At 71.3% G+C, this 15141-nt stretch carries 11 protein-coding genes; 3 read left to right on the forward strand and 8 right to left on the reverse strand.

Going from position 1 to position 15141, the window contains the following annotated elements; genetic code table 11:
* Nucleotides 1–26: 26 nt before the first annotated feature.
* A complete protein-coding gene (locus LX15_RS09520) occupies nt 27–563 on the reverse strand; it encodes an SRPBCC domain-containing protein (protein ID WP_308213438.1) in 537 nt (178 codons plus the stop codon).
* A gap of 310 nt (nt 564–873) precedes the next feature.
* On the opposite strand from LX15_RS09520, the gene LX15_RS09525 reads away from it, so the two are divergent.
* Complete coding sequence (locus LX15_RS09525; protein ID WP_253669151.1) at nt 874–1701, forward strand: MFS transporter; 828 nt, start codon at nt 874–876, stop codon at nt 1699–1701.
* Nucleotides 1702–1973: 272 nt separating this feature from the next.
* Nucleotides 1974–2789 carry an SAM-dependent methyltransferase gene (locus tag LX15_RS09530; protein WP_301304326.1) on the forward strand — a complete coding sequence of 272 codons (816 nt, stop codon included), beginning with the start codon at nt 1974–1976 and terminating at the stop codon, nt 2787–2789.
* Nucleotides 2790–2979: 190 nt separating this feature from the next.
* Here the strand turns inward: LX15_RS09530 and LX15_RS09535 are convergent, their stop codons facing one another.
* Nucleotides 2980–4515, reverse strand: a complete 1536-nt coding sequence (locus LX15_RS09535) for an amidohydrolase family protein (protein WP_253669153.1) — start codon at nt 4513–4515, stop codon at nt 2980–2982.
* A 394-nt stretch (nt 4516–4909) separates the two neighbouring features.
* Between LX15_RS09535 and LX15_RS09540 the strand changes: the two genes are divergently transcribed.
* On the forward strand, nt 4910–6283 hold the full coding sequence (locus tag LX15_RS09540; RefSeq protein ID WP_253669154.1) for an FAD-binding protein: 1374 nt from the start codon (nt 4910–4912) through the stop codon (nt 6281–6283).
* Nucleotides 6284–6344: 61 nt separating this feature from the next.
* Here the strand turns inward: LX15_RS09540 and LX15_RS09545 are convergent, their stop codons facing one another.
* From LX15_RS09545 to LX15_RS09570, 6 genes are all read right to left on the reverse strand, one after another.
* Nucleotides 6345–7400, reverse strand: a complete 1056-nt coding sequence (locus LX15_RS09545; RefSeq protein WP_253669155.1) for a glucose 1-dehydrogenase — start codon at nt 7398–7400, stop codon at nt 6345–6347.
* A 112-nt stretch (nt 7401–7512) separates the two neighbouring features.
* Complete coding sequence (locus LX15_RS09550; protein WP_253669156.1) at nt 7513–8070, reverse strand: HPP family protein; 558 nt, start codon at nt 8068–8070, stop codon at nt 7513–7515.
* Nucleotides 8067–8795 carry a respiratory nitrate reductase subunit gamma gene (gene narI / locus LX15_RS09555; RefSeq protein WP_253669157.1) on the reverse strand — a complete coding sequence of 243 codons (729 nt, stop codon included), beginning with the start codon at nt 8793–8795 and terminating at the stop codon, nt 8067–8069. Before narI ends, LX15_RS09550 begins: the two co-directional genes overlap by 4 nt.
* The gene (narJ, locus tag LX15_RS09560) at nt 8792–9460 is read right to left on the reverse strand and encodes a nitrate reductase molybdenum cofactor assembly chaperone (RefSeq protein ID WP_253669158.1); all 669 of its coding nucleotides are present in this window, start codon (nt 9458–9460) and stop codon (nt 8792–8794) included. The genes narI and narJ overlap by 4 nt, the downstream gene beginning before the upstream one ends.
* The gene (narH, locus tag LX15_RS09565; RefSeq protein ID WP_253669159.1) at nt 9457–11028 is read right to left on the reverse strand and encodes a nitrate reductase subunit beta; all 1572 of its coding nucleotides are present in this window, start codon (nt 11026–11028) and stop codon (nt 9457–9459) included. Before narH ends, narJ begins: the two co-directional genes overlap by 4 nt.
* On the reverse strand, nt 11028–14732 hold the full coding sequence (locus tag LX15_RS09570) for a nitrate reductase subunit alpha (RefSeq protein ID WP_253669160.1): 3705 nt from the start codon (nt 14730–14732) through the stop codon (nt 11028–11030). The genes narH and LX15_RS09570 overlap by 1 nt, the downstream gene beginning before the upstream one ends.
* Nucleotides 14733–15141 lie beyond the last annotated feature (409 nt).

Below are 15141 nucleotides of genomic sequence, written 5' to 3' on the forward strand. Positions count from 1 at the left end.
CCTTCCCAGCTCCCGGCGGCTCTCTCCTACTCGCGTGATCCTGGGCTACTCGTCTCCGTCAACGCTTTACCGCAGGATAGCCAGCACGCGGAGCGGATGCTCCCCGATTTCCCGCCGGCCTGTCCGTCGGTCGCGCGTCCGCCCCGGTGGCGACCGGAGACGGTCGACACTGGGGCGGGCAGGGCGCCCTTCCGACCTCGGCGAGCAGGGCGTCCAGTCGCGCGTAGCCCTCCACCGTGCCCGGCCCCACCCCGCTGGAGATCATCGTGTCGCGGGCCCCAGTCACTGAGGTCGTCGAACGTGACGGTCGCCAGGAGGACGCTGTCGCGCGTGCCCTCGCAGGTCATGGTGTGGATGATGCGCTGGTCGGGTCGCAGCTCGCGGAAGGAGCCGTAGAACGCCGCGATCTTCTCCCCTCCCTCCCAGTTCGAGTAGCGGAAGTTGCCGCCGGTCGGCTCCAGCCAGCGGGCGACCAGCTCCGGGTCCGTCCACGCCCGGTGCACCCGCGCCGGCGGGGGGTCGAACTCCTGGATGATGCGGACCGTCGGCAGGTTCGGGTCCACCTCGGTCCGGGTCTCCTCCTGGGGTTCCTTCGTGGAGACGGCGGCGTTCCATGCTGTCGGGCCACGGGGACCGTTCCGACTTGCCGCGGTGGTCTGGAGGGCTTGGAGCTTCGGAACCTCCAGTGCTGGCCGACACGCCAGGAGGTTCCGAAGCTCTTCGTCGGCGTTTCCTCGTGACCACTACACTCAGCCCCGGTGTTCACCGCATGGAGAACCCGGTCCCTGCTGGACAGGCAGGGCAGCACCGGCCCTCCAGGGCCGGTGAGGATCGCAACTCGGGCCGCAGGTGCAGGACTAGGGCCCGCTCGGCGTGCAGCACCGGCCCTCCAGGGCCGGTGAGGATCGCAACAGCCAGATCGGCGGACCCGCGCTCACCGGGGTTCTCGGCGGTCTCGCCGGCGCGCGCGTGGCCACCGTCGTGCTCGGGCTGTGCGCGGTCGTCGCGGGTGTGCTGGTCCTCGGCCTGCCGATACGCGACCGGCACCGCGACGACGAGCCGCTGCTCGTCGCGATCCGCCTCGTCATGTCCAGCGGGGCGTCCGCCCTCTGGTCGGATCGGAAGCTCAGGGCGGTGACCCTGGCGACGACACTGGGCGAGACCGGCATCGGAGCGCTCCCCGTGGTCGCCGCGCTGGTGGCCCAGAGCCACGGTTCCGCGTCGCTCGCGGGGCTCCTGGTGTCCGCCTTCGCGGTCGGCGCGTTGCTCGGGTCACTGGTCTACGGCAGGTATCCCGTGGGCGACGCGCTCCCAGAACTCCGGGTCGTGGTGTTCCTCGCCGGTGTCGGCCTCCCGCTGGTCCTCGTGGGCCCGTCCTCCGGGCTCGTGGCCGGGATCGTCCTGTTCGGCGTGTCCGGGCTGTCCTACGGGCCGTTGCTGATCGCGTTGTTGACCAACCGGGAGCGGCGGTCGCCCGAGGAGGCGCACGTCCAGGTCTTCGCGCTGGCTGCCGGGCTCCGGCTCAGCGGGGCGGCGGTGGGCGCGGCGGTCGCCGGGTGGTTCACGGCGTACGGCGGAGGGTGGATCGCCGCGGCGGTCGCCGCCTCCCAGATCCTGGCCTCGGCGCTGGGAGTTCTGCTCCTGGGCGGGTTCCGTCGTCTCGTGGGGACCGACAGCGTGTCGTCCTCCGACCGGTCGTGACGGTGCTCCCATCGGACCCGGCGCCCACTTCTCGGTGTCGGAGTTCTCCTGACGGCAGGGGCGTTTCGGCCGCTTCTCCTCCGCCATTCACCCGACAACGCGCTCATCCAGTTGGCAGGGTCGGCGATCCACCGCGTCGTCAACCGCCACAGTGGACAGCGGCCCTGCCCATCGCCCCGCGCGTCCCGGTGAAGGAGTCGGATAGCGTCTTGTGTGATCTCACAGTGAGGGAGGGAGCACGCGACGTGCGCGACCACGACGAGGAACGGGACATGTCACTGGTGTCGGCCACGGAGAACGGGGTCGACCTCAGTCGGCCCAACCCGGCCCGCATGTACGACTACTACCTCGGCGGTGTGCACAACTTCGCCGTCGACCGCAAGGCCGCGGCCGACGTGTTGGCGATCCTGCCCGAGACGCGGGACTTCGCCCTCCAGAACCGGGCCTTCCTGCGCCGTGTGGTGCGGTATCTCGTGCGGGAGGCCGGTGTCGTGCAGTTCCTCGACCTCGGCTCCGGCATCCCGACGGTCGGCAACGTGCACGAGATCGCGCAGGACGTGAACCCGGATTGCCGTGTCGTCTACGTCGACCACGAGCCGGTGGCCGTCGCCCACTCCCGGAAGCTGTTGCGGGACAACGACAACGCGGCGATCGTCCAGGCGGACATCCAGGACACGGACACCGTGTTGTCCCATCCGGACACCCGACGGCTGCTGGACTTCGACCAACCGGTCGCGGTGCTGATGCTCCAGGTGCTGCCGTTCGTGCCGGACGCCGACGACCCCGGCGCGATCATCGGGACCTACCGGTCGGCCTGCGCTCCCGGCAGCTTCCTGGCGCTGGCCCACAGCCTCACCCCCGAGTTCTGGCCGGGGGCGGTCGACCAGGCCATCGAGCTGTACCGGAGGAGCACGCACCCGCTGCACCTGCGCACCCCGGAGCAGGTCGAGGCCCTGTTCGACGGCTACGACCTCGTGCCGCCCGGCGTGGTCTTCACCGCCGCCTGGCGACCCGACCACCCGATCAGCCAGCAGGAGGCCATCAGCAGCCGCGCCGTCGCCGGTCTGGGCCGCCTCCCCCTCCGGTGAGGACCTGGCGTCCCTCCCCGCCGCCTCGGGGAGGGACGCCGGTGGTCCCGCGGTGAACAGGGGACCGTTCCGAGTCCTCTACCAGAGGAGGCGACTCGATCGCCTGCCACTGCTCGTCAGCCACCTCGTGCCCACATCCGACGCCTCGGGATCAAACAGATCAGCCACACCAGCTTTGCGGACAGCACACCTAGGGCCTGGCGGCGTGGGCGTAGCGTGCGGTGAAGGTGTGCAGCTCGCGTTCGAGGTTCCACTGGAGGCGCGCCTTGGCGTTGCCGCGCAGGAAGGTCCGGCAACCCTGGCTCAGGTCGCGGTCTCCTGGTCTGTCGTCGGCGCACGCCTCGACGAACCGCGTGTAGTTCCCTCGGCGCTGCCAGACGCTCCGCCCTTCGACGAAGGCGAACTCGACGGAGGCCCGGATGGCGTTCTTCAGGTCCCGTGCGGTGATTCCCGGGTGCTCCTCGACCGCCCGTTGGAACTCCCGGGAGAGGCTCCCCCGGGACACGCCGGCATCGTCGGTGGCCAGGGCGATCGGCACCCCCTCGGCCAGGTACCGCCGGATCGGGTGGGCCTCGCCCGCCACCCGCAGGATCTGGGCGTTGCTGGTCAGGGGGATCTCGACCAGGACCTGACGGTCGCGGAGGAGAGCGGGGAGGTCCGCCGGCTCCCAGGCGAGGTCGGTGCCGTGCCCGATCCGCTGGGCCCCGGCCCGCCGCACGGCCGCGTCGATGTGGAAGGCGAGGTCCTCCCGCTCGACGCCCCGCAGACCCGGCGCCAGCTCACCGGCGTGGAGCGTGAGCGGAACGTCGGCGAACCCGTTGTCCCGGAGGTACCTCAGCATGTCCATGTGGAGGAGGTAGTGCCGTCGGGCGTTCTCGTGGTCCTCCGGCTCGACGAGGTTGAGCGTGACGACGTGGGAGCGCCCGCGTTCGGCGAGCCAGAAGCCGAGGATCTGTTCGGCGAGGACCCGCTTGTTCGGGCGGTTGCGGCTCACCTCGTACCCGAACCGGATCTCCACGGCGCAGGCCGCCGACCGGGGTTGGTCGGAACAGCCCAGCTTCTCCCGGTAGCCGTCGTACGCGCTGTTCAGCGTGTGCTCGGCGACCTCGACGACCCGCCAGAACTCGTCGTTCCCGGTGAGCGTGGCGTGGAAGCGGCCGAACGCGTCCTCGTCCGTGGGCTCTGGCAACTGGTCGCCCAACCGCCCGAGCAGCGCGTCCAGCTCCTTCTCCCCCGCTGACAGCAGGGTTTCGAGGTAGCCGACGTTCTCCTCGGCCGCGGTCCGCGCGACCTCGGCGAGCATGTCCGCGTCGTGCCGGTGGGCCGTGCCGTCCGGCGCGTGGTTGACCTCGGCGAACCGGCCGAAGGCCCCGAAGAAGTGGTCGTGGCCCTCCTGGAGGTCTTTTGTGGCGAAGTCGAACCCCTCCATCGACCACGACGCGAGGACCCTGTGCCGGAACTCCTGGTCGCCGTCGGCGTGCTCGTCGGGTGGGAGGGCGTGGGTCGCGGGTCTCGTGCCGTCGGGACAGGGAACGAAACTCACGGTCGCCGCCGGCAGGTCCTCGTCGGTCAGGCACCGGTTGTCCTCGGCCGCCCATCTGATCAGGCTCTCCGTCCGCACGGCGCCGAGCAGGTGGTGGTGCAGGTCCCCGCCCTTGGGTAGCTCCCTGGCGAAGGCGGCCAGGCGCCGCGGGTCGTGGCGGACGCTGTCCAGGTAGGCGTCCAACGGATCAGACGATTCAGACGATGAGGAGGTCGACGGAGGTGGCGCGCTCCACGCCTGGGTGGGCAGTGCGACCGTGACGGTCGACAGTGTCGTGAGAGCCATCGCCATCAGTGCCACCCCACGACGACGTCGCCACCCGCGTCCCAGCGACCCGCGTCGGTCCCCGAGTTCCTGTGCACGCCGCATCGCCTGTCTCCTCCCTTGGTCACCGAACCGCGAAGCCCCTGTCCCCAAACCACTGGTCGCGCCTTGGATCAACGGCAGTATCCGAGACGGCGAGGGGATCTCGCTCCCGGAGATCTCGATGCCCACCCGAAGGTGTGCGTGGGGCCTGGCGGTCAGGACCCGAAACCGGTTGGATGGAAAGGAAAGTCGGCCCACCACGGGAGGTGGCGTGGCAGAGCCAGACAGGCCGGCGGCCCCGGAGTGGATGAGCGACGCGCCGCCCGCGCGGGGCCGGCTGACGTGTGACGTGGAGATCCGGTCGGCCGTCGCGAAAGACTTCGGACATGTCGTGCGCCGGATGCCCGACGCGGCGCTCCGACCGGAGTCGGCGGAGGACGTCGCCGCGCTCGTCACGTTCGCGGCCCAGCGGGGATTGCCCGTCGCGGCACGGGGACGAGGACACTCCACGGCGGGTCAGGCCCAGGTCGAGGGCGGCGTCGTCATCGACATGAGCACCCTCGACGCGATTCGCGACGTGGGGCCAGGTTTCGTGGACGTGGACGCGGGAGCCTCATGGCGCTCGGTAGTGGAGGCGACGCTGCCCCACGGGCTGACTCCCCCGGTGCTCACCGACTATCTCGGGCTCTCCGTCGGCGGCACGCTGTCCGTCGGCGGGATCGGCGGAGCCGCGCACCAGCACGGCATGCAGACCGACAACGTCCTCGAACTCGACGTCGTGACCGGAGACGGAGCGCTCCGAACGTGTTCCGCCAGCAGGGAAAGCTCGCTGTTCCACGCGGTTCTCGGCGGGCTCGGGCAGTGCGGGGTGATCACCAGGGCCAGGCTCCGCCTGGTTCCCGCACCAGACAGGGCGCGCTGCTACAAGCTCTTCCACCCGACGGTCCGGAGCCTCACCCGGGACCAACGCCGTCTGCTGGCCGACGGGCGTTTCCCCTATCTCGAAGGCCAGGTGAAGGCGGGCGAGGGCGGCTGGCGTCCGATGCTTGAAGCGGTGGCCTTCCTGTCGGAGGACGACCTCCCCCGGGACTCGGACCTGGTGGGCGACCTCGCCCATGACCAGGCGACGCTGGAGATCGAGGACGTTGCCTACCTCGACTTCCTCGACCGGATGGCGCCGGGAGAGGAGTACCTGCGATCCACGGGCGAGTGGTTCCACCCGCACCCGTGGTGGAACGCGTTCCTTCCGGATTCCACAGTGGACGATGTGGTCGAGGAGGTCCTGTCAGGGCTCTCCGTGGAGGATCTCGGCCCGAGTGGGGTGATCCTCCTTTACCCGACGTCGCGCCGGCGCATGTCGACGCCCCTGGTCCGGATGCCGGACGAACCCGTGGTCTTCCTCTTCGCGATCCTGCGCACCGCTCCGCTCGACGATCCGACGGCGCTCGTCGCGATGCTGCGCTCCAACCGAGCCCTGTACGAACGGGTCCGCGCCGCTGGCGGCACGCGGTACCCGGTCGCGTCGGTGCCGTTCGACCGGGACGACTGGGCACGGCATTTCGGGGCGGCCTGGCCGGGTTTCGTCGCGGCCAAGGACCGGTACGACCCGCATCGCGTCCTCGCGCCAGGTCAGGGGATCTTCTGACATCCCGGGCCACGGACCGACAGTCCACAGTGGACAAGGACAAGAAGAAGCGTCCCGACACTCATTCCCCATCGAGGGTAATGACCACCTTGACGTCGTCGGGCCTGCCCTCGAACGCCTCGGCGAACCGGTCCAACCGCACGCGGCGCGTGATCAGCCGGTCCAGCCACCCGAGGTCGGCGCGGGCGAGCGCCTCGGCGGCCATCCGGTAGTGCCGCAGGTTCGCGTTCACCGAGCCGATCACGACGTCGTTCTCCAGCACCAGTTCCCGGTTGAGCGCGCCCGCGTCGACGGGCAACATGCGCCCAGCGGGCGACACCCCGGTGAGGCACACGATGCCGTACGGCGCGGTGTACTCGATGGCCCCGAACACGACGCTGCCGGCCCCGGTCGCCTCGATGACCACGTCCGGTCGGAGCCTCGGCCCCACGACGTCGATCGGCTCGTGGTGGTAGGTCGCGCCCAGGTCCGCGACCAGACGCGGCTTCGGCCCCTCGGTGACGCGGTCGAGCACGTGCACGTCCAGACCGCGCTGCGTGCCGAGCAGCGCCGCCAGCAGGCCGATCGGGCCCGCGCCCGTCACCAGCGCCCGGCGCGGCTCGAACCAGGCGCGCTCCCCCACCCGCCACACCTGGTCCCACGCCTTCGCGACCACGGTGGTCGGCTCCATCAGCATGCCGACGCGCTCCAGCCCCGGGTCGAGCGTCACGGCGTAGTCGGGTTCCACGCACCACAGCTCGCTGCCGTAGCCGTCGATCTCCTTGATGCCGCGCTCGGTGTACCGGCCGTTGCGGCACATGTCGAACTCGCCGTGCGCGCACGCCCCGCACGGCTCCGGATCAGGACGGCGCACCACGCCGACCACCAGGTCGCCGGGCGCGAACCCACTGCCGGCGGGAGCCCGCTCGACGCGCCCCAGCGACTCGTGCCCGAGCACGAGGCGCGGCCGGCCCGGCGGGGGCCAGCCGTACTCGCCGTGGACGATCTCCTTGTCGGTGCCGCAGACCCCGATGGCCAGCCCCCTGACCAGCAGGTCGCCGGGTGCGGGCTCCGGTTCGGCCGTCTCGGACACCCGCAGCGACCCGGCCTGCCGGGGGTCCACGGTCAGGGCGCGCATACCTCCGGCCTACCCGTTCCGGCGCGGCCTACCCCTGCCAGGAGGCGATAGTAGGTGTGACGTGAGGTAGCCCCTCCGTGTGCCGACCGCCTCCCACCCGCGACCGTCCCGCTCACGGAGCCCTCGTCGGGCTCCACAGCGGGTAGGCGATCCCGGCGAGCCGGTTGATGGCGACGCCCTGCGCGGTGATCAGGATGACGCCGACCATCACCATGATGAGCTGCTCCGGGGTGCGCAGCAGTCCCAACGCGACGATCAACGTCGTGGCCCCCGCCGGAGGGTGGGACCGGTCCACCAGCGGCATGAGGCCGCAGGTGAGGCCCAACGCGATCGCGGCGGCGGCCATGCGGGCCGCGGTGACGTGGTTCAGGTCGGGCGGCTGGTCGTGCAGGCCGGTGACCAGGAGCGCGAACGCTCCGGCCAGGACGCCGACGAGGTGCCCGAGGATCGTGTTGCGGGGGCAGGCCGCCGGAGCGAGGGGCGAGGCGAACAGCAGGAACGCCGTGGGGCCGAGTGAGGGGAACAACAGCGGCTCGCCGGAGGCGAGGGCGGCGGTCCCGATGAGCGCCAACGAGACGAAGGAGTTCACCGCGGAGTAGGCGGCCCGGTTCGGCCGCGAGTCCAGCCGGTCGCGCAGGGGCGCGCGGGGACGGACGCCCTGCCGGCTCACGGCACGTACCTGCCGCGGCGGGGCTCCCGCGTCCCCAGCCCCTCTCCCCGGCTCCGGTAGACGACGTAGGGCCGGAACAGGTAGTGCACCGGCGCGGTGAAGGCATGGATGAGCCGGCTGAACGGCCACAGGCAGAACAACACCATCCCCGCGAGCACGTGCACCTTGTAGGTCAACGGGACCGAGGCCATCAGGGTGGGGTCGGGGTGGAGCAGGAGGATGCCCCGGAACCACGGCGAGACCGTCTCCCGGTAGTCGTACTCCCCCAACACGCCGTTGGTGAGGTCGGTGGTGGCCATCCCGGCCAGGAGCACCACCACGAGCAGGAGGTAGGTGAGCCGGTCGTTGCGCGTGGTCGCGGCGCGGACCGCCGGTGTCCCCCACCTGCGCCAGATCAGGGCGGCGAGCCCGCCGACGGCGGCGAGCCCGGCCACCGTGCCCATGACCAGCGCGAGCACGTGGTAGGCCTCCTGGCCCAGGCCGAGGAGCCGGGTCACGGACTTCGGCACGAGCAGCCCGAAGACGTGCCCGCCGACGACGAACAGCAGTCCGAAGTGGAACAGGGGGCTGGCCACCCGCAACACGCGGGACTCGTGGAGTTGCGAGCTGCGGGTGCTCAGCCCGAAGCGGTCGTGGCGGAAGCGCCACACCGTGCCGCCCACCAGGACGGCGATCGTCACGTAGGGCAACACGAGCCAGAGCATCAGGTCGACAGTGCTGATCATCGCGAGCCTTCCGGCGGGTGCGGCGCGCTCCCCGGCCGGCCGAAGCCGGGCAGGTCGAGGCCGACGAGTTCGGAGGGTGGCGCGGGGCTGGCGTCACGTCCGCCAGCGCCTGTCGGCGGCGTCGTCCCCACAACGGCGCGGACACAGTGGACGTACGGTGTGCCGCACCGCGCGAGGTTGTCGGCGAGGAGTTCCATCGCGGGCCGGTAGCGGGCCAACATCGCCTCGCCCGCCTGACGCGCCGGCGGGCCGCCGGTCGCGGTGAACTCCAACAGCATCGGGAGGTAGTCCGGCAGCTCTCCGCCGCTCGGCACGAACCCGTGCTCGCGGTAGAGCTGCTTGAACTCGGAGAGCGAGCCCCCGCGTCGTCGGGTGTCGCCGTCGGTGTACCAGGTCAGGTACAGGCAGAGCCGGGGCCGGCTGTCGAAGACCTCGACGTAATGGCGCGCGGCGTCCGCCTGCGGCGTGCTCGCGAGGTGTTCGACGACGCCGAGCAGCGCCGAGACCGGCTCCGACGGGTCCAGTTCGGACAGGGCGGACCGCAGGAGCGGAATCCGTTCCACCAGCAGGGAATCCGGGTAGTGCAGGCACCACGCGGCCGCCTGGCGCACCACGGACACCTGGTGCCGGCTCCGCTCCTCGGCCCGGCGTCCCCACCAGCTCATCGCGGCCGGCTCCCGGGGAAGAGGCCGTCCGGCCTGCTGTGCGGGTTCCAGACGAACAGCTCCACCGGGCCGCCCCGCGCGCTGTCACCGCCGCCCATCCCCGGCCCGCCGTCGGTGTCGAGGCTGCACCTGGTCGCCACGGCCTCCAGGTCGTGGGCCTGCCCCACGCCCGCCGTGGGGATCACGTACCGCTCCTCGTACCTGGCGAGCGCGAGCAGGCGGTACATGGCGCGGAGCTGGTCCTCGGTCAGCCCCACCTGGCTCGCGGCGGCGCCGTCGGGCACCTCGCCGAGGTTGACCGACCGCATGAAGGAGCGCATGGCGGCGAGGCGACGCAGCGAGGCGCGCACCGGTTCGGGGTCGCCGGCGGTGAACAGCTCCGCCAGGTACTCCACGGGAATGCGCAGGGATTCGATGGCGCCGAACAGGTTCCCGGTGTCCTCGCCGTCGAAGCCGGTCCTGGCCAGGGCGTCGACCACCGGTGACAGCGGCGGGACGTACCAGACCATGGGCATGGTCCGGTACTCCGGGTGCAGCGGGAGCGCGAGGCGGTAGGTGCAGATGAGGTCGCGGACCGGGGAGCGCCGGGCGGCCTCGACCCACTCGTGGGGGACGCCGTCGCGTTCGGCCGCGGCGGCGACCTCGGGGTCGTCCGGGTCGAGGAAGACGTCGAGCTGGGCCGGGTAGAGGTCCTTCTCGTCCGGTGTGCTCGCCGCCCTGGTCACGCGGTCGACGTCGTAGAGCATCACCCCGATGTAGCGCAGCCGGCCGACGCAGGTCTCGGCGCACACGGTCGGCTGCCCCACCTCCATGCGGGGATAGCAGAAGGTGCACTTCTCGGCCTTGCCCGTGCGGTGGTTGAAGTAGACCTTCTTGTACGGGCAGCCGCTGACGCACATCCGCCAGCCCCGGCACCGGTCCTGGTCGACCAGCACGATGCCGTCCTCCACCCGCTTGTACATCGCGCCCGAGGGGCAACTGGCCACACAGGACGGATTGAGGCAGTGCTCGCAGATCCGGGGCAGGTAGAACATGAACGCCTGCTCGAACTCGAAGCGCACCGCCGTGCCCAGCTCGTCCCGCAGCCTGGCCACGACGGGGTCTGCGGCCAGGTTCTCCGGCCCACCGCCCAGGCTGTCGTCCCAGTTGGGTCCGCTCCGCACGCTCGTGGGCGCCCCGGTGATCGCGGAGATCGGGCGGGCGACCGGGCTGTCGTCGCCGAGCGGCGCGGTGGTGAGCGTGCGGTAGTCGTAGGTCCACGGCTCGTAGTAGTCGGTCAGCTCCGGCAGGTCCGGGTTGGCGAACAACCGGCCGAGGCGCCGCAGCCGGCTCCCGCCCCGGAGCCGCAGGCGGCCCCGTCTGGTCAGCTCCCAGCCGCCGCGCCAGCGCTCCTGGTCCTCGTACCGCCGGGGGTACCCCTGGCCCGGGCGGGTCTCCACGTTGTTGAACCAGACGTACTCGGTGCCCTCCCGGTTGGTCCACGTCTGCTTGCACGTGACCGAGCAGGTGTGGCAGCCGATGCACTTGTCGAGGTTCATCACCATCGCCAGTTGCGCCATGACCCGCATCAGTAGGTCACCTCCTGCGAACGGCGGCGGATCACGGTGACCTCGTCGCGCTGGTTCCCGGTGGGTCCCAGGTAGTTGAAGCCAAAGCACAACTGCGCGTAGCCGCCGACGAGGTGGGTGGGCTTGATCTGCAACCTGGTCAGGGAGTTGTGGATGCCGCCGCGCCGGCCGGTGGTCTCGCTCCTCGGCACGTTCACCGTGCGCTCCTGCGCGTGGTACATGAAAACGGTTCCGGTGGGCATCCGGTGCGACACGATCGCCCGCGCGACGACGACCCCGTTGCGGTTGACCGCCTCCACCCAGTCGTTGTCCCGCACGCCGATCGCCTCGGCGTCGGCCGGGCTCATCCAGAACGTCGGCCCGCCCCGGGACAGGGTGAGCATCAGCGGGTTGTCCTGGTACTCCGAGTGGATCGACCACTTCGAGTGCGGTGTCAGGTAGCGGACCACCACCTGGCGCTGCCCGTCCGGTCCCAGTGGGGGCTCGTCGTAGAGGCGATGCAGGTCCAGCGGCGGCCGGTACACCGGGAGTTGTTCGCCGAGTTCGGCCATCCAGTCGTGGTCGAGGAAGAAGTGCTGCCGACCGGTCAACGTGTGCCAGGGTTTGAGCTGCTCGACGTTGATGGTGAACGGCGCGTACCGTCGGCCGCCCGACTCGTCGCCGGACCATTCGTAGCTCGTCACCACGCTCGCCGGCCGGGACCGGGTGTCGGCGAAGGTGACCCTGTGGTGCTCCGAGGGGGAGGACAACTGGGTCAGCGGGCGGCCGACACGCTCCTGGAGGGCGCGGAACCCCTCGTGGGCGATGCGGCCGTTGGTCGTGCCGGACAACGCGAGGATCGCGTCGGCGAACCGGCGGTCGGTGTCGATCCGGGGGCGGCCCGCCGTCGGCCCGGCGGTGAACGTCCCGTTCGACTCCCCCAGCCAGGCCAGCTCCCGCGACACGTCGACCGTGACGCCCTTCGTGGTCGTGCCCATCTTGTCCAGCAACGGCCCCAGCGCGGCGAGCTGGGCGGCCAGGGCCGGGTAGTCCCGCTCGACCACGGTGAGCACGGGCATGGTCCGGCCGGGCAGCGGAGCGCACTCGCCGGCGCGCCAGTCGCGTGTGGACCCTCCGGGCTGCGCGATCTCGCCGGGGGTGTCGTGCTGGAGTGCGGTCACCACCAGGTCGCGCCGCACCCCGAGGTGGGTGGCGGCCAGGCGGCTGAAGCACTCGGCGATCGCGTGGAAGATCGCGAAGTCGGTGCGGCACTGCCACGGCGGGTCGACCGCCGCGTTGAACGAGTGCACGAAGGGGTGCATGTCCGTGCTGGACAGGTCGTGCTTCTCGTACCAGGTCGCGGCGGGCAGGACCACGTCGGCGAACAGGGTGGTGCTGGTCATCCGGAAGTCCAGCGCCAGCAGGAGGTCGAGCTTGCCCTGCGGGGCCTCCTCCCGCCAGCGCACCGTCTCCGGCCGGCGCGACGGCGGCGTCTCCTTCGCGCGCACCTCGGTGTCCGCGCCGAGCAGGTGCCGCAGGAAGTACTCGTTGCCCTTCGCCGAGGAGCCCAGCAGGTTGGCCCGCCACACCGTGAGCACGCGGGGCCAGTTCCTCGGCGAGTCCGGGTCGTCGCAGGCGAAACCGAGCCGACCCGCCCTGAGTTCCTCGACCACGTGCGCGACCGGGTCGCGCCCCTCGGCGTCGGCCTCGGCCACGAGGTCGAGGGGGTTGCGGTCGAAGGTGGGGTAGGAGGGCATCCAGCCCATGCGCGCGGAGCGGGCCAGCAGGTCGGCCACGGTCGCGCCGGCGAGCTGGCCGCCCGCCAGCGGCCACGAGAGCACGTCGGCGCCGAGCGCGTCGTACCGCCACTGGTCGGTGTGGGTGTACCAGTAGGCGGTGCCGATCATCTGGCGGGGCGGGCGGCACCAGTCGAGCGCGCCGGCCAGCGACTGCCACCCGGTCAGCGGTCGCACCTTCTCCTGGCCCACGTAGTGCGCCCATCCGCCGCCGTTGCGCCCCTGGCAGCCCGTGAGGTGCAGCAACGCCAGGAAGGAGCGGTAGATCAGGTCGGCGTGGAACCAGTGGTTGGCCCCGGACCCCATGATGATCATGCAGCGGCCGTTCGACCGGATCGCGGTGTCGGCGAACTCGCGGGCGACCCGCACGACCTGGGCGGCGGGCACGCCGGTGATCGTCTCCTGCCACGCGGGCGTCGCGGGCTGGGAGGCGTCGTCGTCGCCGGCCGGCCAGTCGCCGGGCAGGCCGGGTCGCCCCACCCCGTACTGCGCGAGCAGCAGGTCGAAGACCGTGGTGGCCAGCCGGCCGTCCGGTCCGACCCGGATCGCCGGCACTCCGCGGGAGAGCACCTCGCCGACCCCGTCCGGGCGGTCGAAGCGGGGCAGCCCCACCTCGACCGCCTCCGCGTCCGACCGGCCGTGCAGGGACAACGTGGGTTCGATCCCGGCCAGGTCGAGGTTCCACCGACCGGGCTCCGTGGACCACCGGAAGCCGAGGGAACCGTTGGGCACCACGGGTTCGCCGGTGGCGTCGTCGAGCAGCACGGGTTTCCACTCCGCGTGCTCCTCGGTCCTGCCGAGGTCCGATGCCATCACGAACTTGCCCGGCACCAGTCGCCCGTCCCGTTCCACGAGGGAGACGAGGAACGGCAGGTCGGTGAAGCGGCTGACGTAGTCGGTGAACGCCGGCGTCCAGGCGTCCACGAAGAACTCCTTGAGCACCACGTGGCCCATGGCCAACGCCAGGGTGGCGTCGGTTCCGGGGTGGGGCGCCATCCACTCGTCGGCGAAGCGGGTGTTGTCGGCGAAGTCCGGGGAGACGACCACGACCTTCTGTCCCCGGTAGCGGGCCTCGGTCATGAAGTGGGCGTCGGGCGTGCGGGTGACGGGGACGTTCGAGCCCCACATGAGCAGGTACGCGGCGTCCCACCAGTCCGCGGACTCGGGGACGTCGGTCTGGTCGCCGAAGACCTGCGGCGAGGCCACGGGCAGGTCGGCGTACCAGTCGTAGAACGACAGCATCGGCGCGCCCAGCAGGGCCATGAACCGGGAGCCCACGGCGTGGGAGACCATCGACATGGCCGGGATGGGCGAGAACCCGGCGATCCGGTCGGGTCCGTGCTCGGCGATCGTGTGCACGTGCGCGGCGGCGACCATCTCCACCGCCTCGTCCCACCCGACGCGGACCAGGCCGCCCCTCCCCCTCGCCCTGTGGTAGGCCACCCGCTTCAGTGGATCGTCCACAATGGACTTCCAGGCGCGGACCGGGTCCCCGTGCTCCCGCCGCGCCGCGCGGTACATCTCGACCAGGACGCCGCGCGCGTAGGGGTAGCGGACGCGGAGCGGGGAGTAGGAGTACCAGGAGAAGGCCGCGCCCCTCGGACAACCGCGCGGTTCGTACTCGGGGCGGTCGGGACCCACCGAGGGGTAGTCGGTGTCCTGGGTCTCCCAGGTGATGATGCCGTCCTTGACGTACACCTTCCACCGGCACGAGCCGGTGCAGTTGACGCCGTGGGTGGAGGGCACGACCTTGTCGTGCTGCCACCGGTCACGGGAGAAGTCCTCGCCCGACCGGCCGCCCCGGCGGTGGACGGCCCTGAGGTCGGGAGAGGTGTCGGACCGGGTCAGGAACCGGCTCAGCCGCAGCAGCGCGGCGCTGGCCGAATCCTCGACGCCCTCGGGTTCGGATCTCGTCGTCCCAGCAGACATGCCGCCACTCGCCTCCCCAGGACGGTGGAGGGGGCCGCGTCGGCGCGGCCCGCTCGCACCACGCACCTCGTGCGCCAACCGAAGGTACGCCCGCCCTCACCCGAGGCACCCAAGGCAACAGAGAGCAAGCCCAAGATTCACCGGGTCGGGCTACGCTACCCCCAAAGGTTGGGAAGATTGCCCGCTTTGACCCTTACGCTCCGAAAATGTGTTTCGGGGCTATTCCTCCGATCGCGGACTCTTGCCCCGCCGCTCGGGTCATCTCGGCCCGGCAGGTGCGAGCATGTCCGACCCCACCATCCCGGACACCGGCGGACCACGGGAACACAACGGGCGAAAACAGGCTCTGACCAGGGCTTCTCCCACCGCTCGCCAGCGGAGGGAGATCGTTCGACCTGGCCTCGGCGGA

Source organism: Streptoalloteichus tenebrarius (assembly GCF_024171885.1).
In the GTDB taxonomy this organism is placed as follows: domain Bacteria; phylum Actinomycetota; class Actinomycetes; order Mycobacteriales; family Pseudonocardiaceae; genus Streptoalloteichus; species Streptoalloteichus tenebrarius.

Bases quoted from the DNA above. Each gene is read 5' to 3' on its own strand.
- LX15_RS09530 (WP_301304326.1), top strand. From the start codon at position 1,974: ATGTCACTGGTGTCGGCCACGGAGAACGGGGTCGACCTCAGTCGGCCC.
- LX15_RS09545 (WP_253669155.1), bottom strand. From the start codon at position 7,400: ATGCGCGCCCTGACCGTGGACCCCCGGCAGGCCGGGTCGCTGCGGGTG.
- narI (WP_253669157.1), bottom strand. From the start codon at position 8,795: ATGATCAGCACTGTCGACCTGATGCTCTGGCTCGTGTTGCCCTACGTG.
- narJ (WP_253669158.1), bottom strand. From the start codon at position 9,460: ATGAGCTGGTGGGGACGCCGGGCCGAGGAGCGGAGCCGGCACCAGGTG.
- narH (WP_253669159.1), bottom strand. From the start codon at position 11,028: ATGCGGGTCATGGCGCAACTGGCGATGGTGATGAACCTCGACAAGTGC.
- LX15_RS09570 (WP_253669160.1), bottom strand. From the start codon at position 14,732: ATGTCTGCTGGGACGACGAGATCCGAACCCGAGGGCGTCGAGGATTCG.